Source organism: Caballeronia sp., from assembly GCF_028292365.1.
GTDB lineage: Bacteria > Pseudomonadota > Gammaproteobacteria > Burkholderiales > Burkholderiaceae > Caballeronia.
The window spans coordinates 1-6146 of record NZ_JAQGMM010000424.1 but is presented as its reverse complement, the minus strand read 5'-3'; the positions used below and the strand labels follow the sequence as shown (position 1 = coordinate 6146).

General features: G+C 59.8%; 6 protein-coding genes. 3 read left to right on the top strand and 3 right to left on the bottom strand.

Annotation, left to right across the window (positions count from 1 at the left end):
* Nucleotides 1-103: 103 nt before the first annotated feature.
* From JWR14_RS25375 to JWR14_RS25365, 3 genes are all read right to left on the bottom strand, one after another.
* Nucleotides 104-1180 (bottom strand): glycosyltransferase family 4 protein, encoded by a 1077-nt coding sequence (locus JWR14_RS25375; RefSeq protein WP_299713803.1) that lies wholly within the window; start codon nucleotides 1178-1180, stop codon nucleotides 104-106.
* Between the two features lie 494 nt (nucleotides 1181-1674).
* A complete protein-coding gene (locus JWR14_RS25370; protein WP_031361062.1) occupies nucleotides 1675-1938 on the bottom strand; it encodes a hypothetical protein in 264 nt (87 codons plus the stop codon).
* Nucleotides 1939-2128: 190 nt separating this feature from the next.
* On the bottom strand, nucleotides 2129-3217 hold the full coding sequence (locus tag JWR14_RS25365) for a substrate-binding domain-containing protein (RefSeq protein ID WP_299713794.1): 1089 nt from the start codon (nucleotides 3215-3217) through the stop codon (nucleotides 2129-2131).
* Nucleotides 3218-3356: 139 nt separating this feature from the next.
* Between JWR14_RS25365 and JWR14_RS25360 the strand changes: the two genes are divergently transcribed.
* The 3 genes from JWR14_RS25360 to JWR14_RS25350 all read left to right on the top strand — a co-directional run.
* The gene (locus JWR14_RS25360) at nucleotides 3357-3854 is read left to right on the top strand and encodes an NAD(P)H-dependent oxidoreductase subunit E (RefSeq protein ID WP_299713806.1); all 498 of its coding nucleotides are present in this window, start codon (nucleotides 3357-3359) and stop codon (nucleotides 3852-3854) included.
* Nucleotides 3851-5407 carry a formate dehydrogenase beta subunit gene (locus JWR14_RS25355; protein ID WP_299713791.1) on the top strand — a complete coding sequence of 519 codons (1557 nt, stop codon included), beginning with the start codon at nucleotides 3851-3853 and terminating at the stop codon, nucleotides 5405-5407. The genes JWR14_RS25360 and JWR14_RS25355 overlap by 4 nt, the downstream gene beginning before the upstream one ends.
* A 15-nt stretch (nucleotides 5408-5422) precedes the next feature.
* Nucleotides 5423-6146: 2Fe-2S iron-sulfur cluster-binding protein (locus tag JWR14_RS25350; protein ID WP_299713789.1), on the top strand; the 724-nt coding region annotated here is incomplete at its 3' end.

Here is a 6146-nt window from a genome sequence, read left to right as displayed (position 1 = left end):
CCGATAGATCGCTCGGTCTGCTGCGGAACTTTCTTCAAACAAAAAACGCGTCGCTGGAAACCCGGCGACGCGTTTTTTATTGAATCAGTCCGACTCAACTAGATTAGCTGAGCCCCACTCGGGGGTTAAGCACATCGCTGGCTATCGCCAGATAACGGTCGGCTGTGCTCTGCAACGTCAGCCCGTTAAGCGGCCGCGTGGCTCTGGGCTGCGACAACGCGTCGAGTAATGCGCGGCCATACGCATCGGCGTCGCTGGTGTCGAGAAGTTCGACGCCCGAGAAATCCTTGGCAAACGCGAACGAGGGAATCGCACTGCCCACCACAGGAATGCCTGACGCCAGCGCCTCCAAAAACCCAATGCTGTGCGCCTCGAAGCTCGACGGCATCGCGAACGCGTGCGACCCGCGCAAAATCTCCGCGACATTCGATTGCGGCCCGATCACCTTCACGCGATCCTTCAACCCCAGGTCGTCCACAAGTCTCAGGATGGCCGCGTGATACTCAAGGTTTTCGATCACGCCGCACAGCAGCAATTGCACATCGGGCTCGGCAACGGCCACGCGCGCAAATGCCTGCACTGTCTGCAACTGATTCTTCTCCGGGATGTACCGGCCGATCTGCACGATCTGCCTGAAACCGGTCGATGGCAACGGTTCGCTCACTTGCTCGAAACGCGACACATCAACGCCATTCGGCACCACGATCATGGACGGATGCGAACCGATTTCCTTCACGTAATCGTCGATATTTTTCTGCGACACACCGATCACCGCCTTCGCCCGCCCCGACAGTAAACGCTCGGCAATCAGCAGCGCGTTGTTGGCGAAGTCGTTGGCGCCGGAGTGCATGACCCAGACGATGGGCACGCGCGTAGGCAACGCGCGCACGTACAAGGCCGGGATAGTGGCGTGCGCAAAAATGATGTCGGGTTTGAAGCGTCGAATGGCTCGATGCAGGAACAGCAGCCGCCCGACCCTGCCAAGCGAGCGCTGCGGGAAATAACATGGGACATTGTTCGCGCGCAATTCGGCGCTGATATGCTGGAAATCATCGTGCGCGGGCATCAGCGACGTAATGCAAACTTCGTGACCGCCCCGCTGATGCCCAATGGCCACACCCTTTGCAAGCACCTCTGCACCAGATAAGCGGGGTGCAAGAATGACCTGAAGAATTCTCATTTGTTGTCGTCCCCTACCGTTCCGAATGTCCCATTGCGGCCATGCCGTCACGTGGATAGTTCATATCCGCTTCCCCGCCCACGCTTCTCTGGCGCAGACGTCGACCGGCTCGCTTGATTGTTTTTAATGAAATTATTAAATGTGCATCGAATTCCGCTCAATGCACGCATCATCAAAGATACCCGAGCGCATTCCGCGCACGCCGCCATCAGGTAGCATTAATCGGTCGGTAATGAGTGGTAACAAACGTTAAGCCGGGGACGCTATTTAAAGGGTGCCGGCGTGACGGAAAAACGGGGGAAACAAGCAGGGTTAACACTGTTCGGCAAAACTAAGCCGTGGATATAAACGGCAAAATGAAGCCGTTATCCGAGACGGTAATATCGCGCTGTAGTGGTGTAATGGTTTTAAGCCGGTTGCACACAGCAAACCAGCGGCTTATATACGAGCCGCCGTTTGCGAGCCCGAACTTCGTTGTCAGAAGTCCTGCCGGCTTATTGGTCCTGCGGGCACTGCAAGTTACAGCCGTTCGGATCGCCCAGGTCGCCGCGCTTGCGCTTCGCCGTCACGCCGTTCTGATACTTATCTGACGGCGCTGAAGCGGCAAATTGCAGCTGTGGGTGTTCTTTCAGGCGAAACTGGTCCTGCAAGATGCCACCAGGAACACCCGGGGAATTCTGGGCAAAAGCGACGGGCACAAAGGCAACGGCGCTAACAACAAACGCGATCAACGCGGCAACGCTCAAAAGCAATTTCATGGCAGCAGTAACGGTGAGTAAAACGGTCGTCGATTAAACGTTTGGCCAAGAGCATTTCCGGCGTGGTGAGCCGCGACATAATGTTGCATATAACGCCACCGGAGTGCCTTGCCAACCCTAGCCAACCATAAGGTTAACGTAATTCTAGACATAAGACTTCGGATCGGCGGGACAGACCGGATCTAAATGGTTACCGCGCGTTTCCGGTCGCCCCGCTAAGCGCCTCATCAAGTTCAAGCAGTTGCCCGCAAAAAGCCGGGTCGTAGCCCTCCAGGTGCGCCACGCTGTCACGGTACGTATCGCTGCGCAGTACCTCCAGCAGGCCGCTGAGTCCGGCGCCGTTGAGCTTGTCGCGGTTGCATGCGAACAAGTAGTCCTCATCGATGATCGGAATGAAGTCCAGCGCGAACTGCTGCGCGGCCGGCTGCACGCCGAAACCAAGATCGGCCATGCCGCTCGCGACGAACGCAGCAATGGCCGAATGGGTCAGTTCAGCCGTGGCGTAGCCGTTGATGCTCGCCGGGTCGATACCAATCTGGCGCAGCGCCAGATCCAGCAACATGCGCGTGCCCGATCCAGGCTGACGGTTGACGAAGCGGATGTCGTCGCGGGCGAGATCGTGCAAGCCGCGTATGCCTTTGGGATTGCCTTTGGGCAAGAACAGGCCCTGCGTGCGCCGTGTCAAATGAATCAGCCGATGCCGCCCCGCATCCAGCCAGGGCCGGTAGATCTCGGCACAACTCGCGCGGAATTCGCCGATCGGCAAGTGAAAACCCGCCAGCTCGCACTCGCCGCGCGCGAGAGCGGTGACGGCTTCGGCGCTCTCGCGGTACTTGATGTCCGCGGGGATCTGCTTCGCGGCCAGTGCGCCCACCAGCGCCGCAACGGCGTACCCGTGCGAGGCGTGAATCCGTATCTCGCCAACAGCGCGCGACAGCCGCCGGTTCAGTTCACCGGCCACTTCGCTGGCCAAAGCCTGAAGCGGCCCGTCGAGTCGCTCGTTCGACAAACGTTGCGCCCGCAGCACTGCTTCGCCGAGTTCCGACAAAACCGACCCGCGGCCACGCGACTTCGTAATCAGCGCGCCGCCCAAGCGTGTCTCTATGTCGCGCAAAAGGCCCCACGCATGCCGATAGGATAAACCCTTAGCCGACGCGGCTTGCGCGATGCTGCCAGTCTGGGAAACCAGCAGCAAAAGTGGCACCGCCGCGCTGAGACTGGCTTCGCGGCCTGCGGCGTCGCGCAAGACGAGCTCTGTACGGCATTCGACATCGATCATATGTAGTTCCAGTTCCTATTGCCATCGACCGGTTAGCCTCGTATCTTGCATATCACGGGCTCGGCACAACGAATTATATGACCGATATATGCATTTAAAAAACATATGCCGAGCAATGGAGACTCCCCACATGGTCCAGATGCCTCATAACCACCAAAATCAGCCGGCCGGTACGCCCGATGAGCGCGTTGCGCGCCATCTGAAAAAGGGCGCGTCGCTGCTCGCCGTGCTGCATGCTATTCAAGACGAAGCCGGTTACATTCCCGCCGATGTCATCGCCCCGCTCGCTCAGGCCATGTCGCTGTCGCGCGCGGAAGTGCACGGCGTGATCACCTATTACCACCATTTCCGCTCCGAACCGCCCGCGCGCGTGACCGTGCAGTTGTGTCGCGCCGAAGCTTGCAGGAGCATGGGAACGGAAGCGCTGGCGGCGCATATCGAAGGGCATACGGGGTGCAAGTTCGATTCCGGTCATCAAGTGGATACCGAGTTGGAGACCGTGTACTGCCTCGGGCAATGCGCGCTGTCGCCGGCCATGACCATCAACGGCGAGCTGCATGCCCGCGTCACGCCGCAGAAGTTTGAGCGGCTGTATGAAGAGGCGCGCGTTCATTCGAGCGCGGAGGATTTGGTATGACGCGCATCTACGTTCCTTGCGATTCGTCGGCACTGGCGCTCGGCGCCGATCGTGTCGCGCTGGCAGTTGCGGCTGAAGCTCAGAAACGCGGAATCGAAGTTGAAATCGTGCGCAACGGTTCGCGCGGCATGCTTTGGCTGGAACCGCTGGTCGAAGTGGAAACGGCGGAAGGTCGCATCGGTTATTCGAATGTCGATGAAGACGATGTCCCCGCGCTCTTCGATGCCGATCTGGCGAATGGCGGCGCGCATGAAAAGCGTGTCGGCGTGGTCGATACCTTGCCGTGGCTCGCGAAACAGCAACGCCTGACATTTGCACGCATCGGCATCACGGACCCGCTTTCCACCGATGACTACGTGAAGCACGGCGGCCTCGACGGTTTGCGTAAAGCGCTTGAAACCGATGGCGATGCCGCCTGCGAAGCGCTGCTCGAATCGGGCCTGCGCGGACGCGGCGGTGCAGCGTTCCCGGCCGGCATCAAATGGCGCACGGTGCGGGCCGCTTTGGCGCCGCAAAAGTACATCGTCTGCAACGCCGACGAAGGCGATTCCGGCACGTTTTCGGACCGGCTCGTCATGGAAAGCGACCCGTATATGTTGATCGAAGGGATGATCATCGCGGGAATCGTGACCAGGGCGACGAAGGGATATATCTATGTGCGCAGCGAATATCCGCACGCTATTGCGACGCTGAACCGCGCCATCGATAAAGCCCGCGACGCCGGCTGGCTTGGTGCGAGTGTCCTTGGCAGCGACAAAGCGTTCGAACTGGAAGTGGCCAAAGGCGCCGGCTCGTATGTGTGCGGTGAAGAAACCGCGTTGCTGGAATCGCTCGAAGGCAAGCGCGGCGTGGTCCGCGCGAAGCCGCCGGTGCCTGCGCTTGTCGGCCTGTTCGGCCAGCCGACCGTGATCAATAACGTCATTACGCTCGCGACCGTGCCAATCATCTTCGCCAAGGGCGCAGCGTTTTATCGCGACTTCGGCATGGGCCGCTCGCGCGGCACGCTGCCATTCCAGATCGCAGGCAACGTGAAGCAAGGCGGCCTTGTGGAGCTGGCGTTCGGCGTGACCCTGCGCGAACTAATCTATGAATATGGCGGCGGCACGGCAAGCGGCCGGCCGGCGCGCGCCGCGCAAGTCGGCGGCCCGCTCGGCACGTATCTTCCGGAAAGCCAGTGGGACATTCCCATGGACTACGAAGCTTATGCGGCGGTTGGCGCGGTGGTCGGACATGGCGGTATTGTGATCCATGACGACACGTCAAACCTCGCCGATCTCGCCCAATACGCAATGCACTTCTGCGCCGTCGAATCATGCGGCAAGTGCACGCCGTGCCGCATTGGTTCCACGCGCGGTGTGGAAGTCATCGCGAAGATCCGTGCAGGAGACACCTCGCCGAAACAAGTGACGCTGCTGCGCGATCTCTGCGACACCATGGTGTCCGGCTCGCTCTGCGCAATGGGTGGCATGACACCGTATCCGGTGCTGTCGGCCCTCGACCATTTCCCTGAAGACTTCGGTCTGTCCAAAAAGCCGTCGCAGAAAGCGGCTTAAAGAAGGAACACAATCATGTCCAACTCCTCCTGCGGTTCCGGCAATTGCGCGTGCAAGACGAAACTGCGCGATCCCTTCGACGATACCGACTACGGCACGCCGCTGCGCCATGCGGATATCGACGTGACATTAGATATTGATGGCACGTCGGTGACCGTGCCGGCTGGAACGTCGGTGATGCGCGCGGCGATCGAGGCCGGCGTCAATGTTCCTAAACTCTGCGCGACGGATTCACTTGAGCCGTTCGGTTCGTGCCGTCTGTGCCTGGTTGAAATTGAAGGCAAGCGCGGGTATCCGGCGTCGTGCACGACACCTGTTGAAGCCGGGATGAAAGTGCGCACGCAGACGAACAAGCTGCAGTCGCTCCGCAAAAACGTGATGGAGTTGTATATCTCCGATCACCCGCTCGACTGCCTCACCTGCCCTGCAAACGGCGATTGCGAATTGCAGGACATGGCGGGCGTGGTCGGCTTGCGCGAGGTTCGCTACGGCTACGAAGGCGCGAATCACTTGAAGGACAAGAAGGACGAATCGAATCCGTATTTTACGTACGACGCGTCGAAGTGCATTGTCTGCAATCGATGCGTGCGCGCATGCGAGGAAACGCAGGGAACGTTCGCGCTGACCATCGCGGGACGGGGTTTCGAATCGCGCGTGGCCGCGAGTGAAAACCAGCCGTTCATGGAATCCGAATGCGTGTCGTGCGGCGCGTGCGTGGCGGCCTGCCCGACCGCGACGC

Excerpts from the sequence above, each read along its gene's own strand:
- JWR14_RS25370 (WP_031361062.1), bottom strand. The coding sequence starts at position 1,938 with ATGAAATTGCTTTTGAGCGTTGCCGCGTTGATCGCGTTTGTTGTTAGC.
- JWR14_RS25365 (WP_299713794.1), bottom strand. The coding sequence starts at position 3,217 with ATGATCGATGTCGAATGCCGTACAGAGCTCGTCTTGCGCGACGCCGCA.
- JWR14_RS25355 (WP_299713791.1), top strand. The coding sequence starts at position 3,851 with ATGACGCGCATCTACGTTCCTTGCGATTCGTCGGCACTGGCGCTCGGC.
- JWR14_RS25360 (WP_299713806.1), top strand. The coding sequence starts at position 3,357 with ATGCCTCATAACCACCAAAATCAGCCGGCCGGTACGCCCGATGAGCGC.
- JWR14_RS25375 (WP_299713803.1), bottom strand. The coding sequence starts at position 1,180 with ATGAGAATTCTTCAGGTCATTCTTGCACCCCGCTTATCTGGTGCAGAG.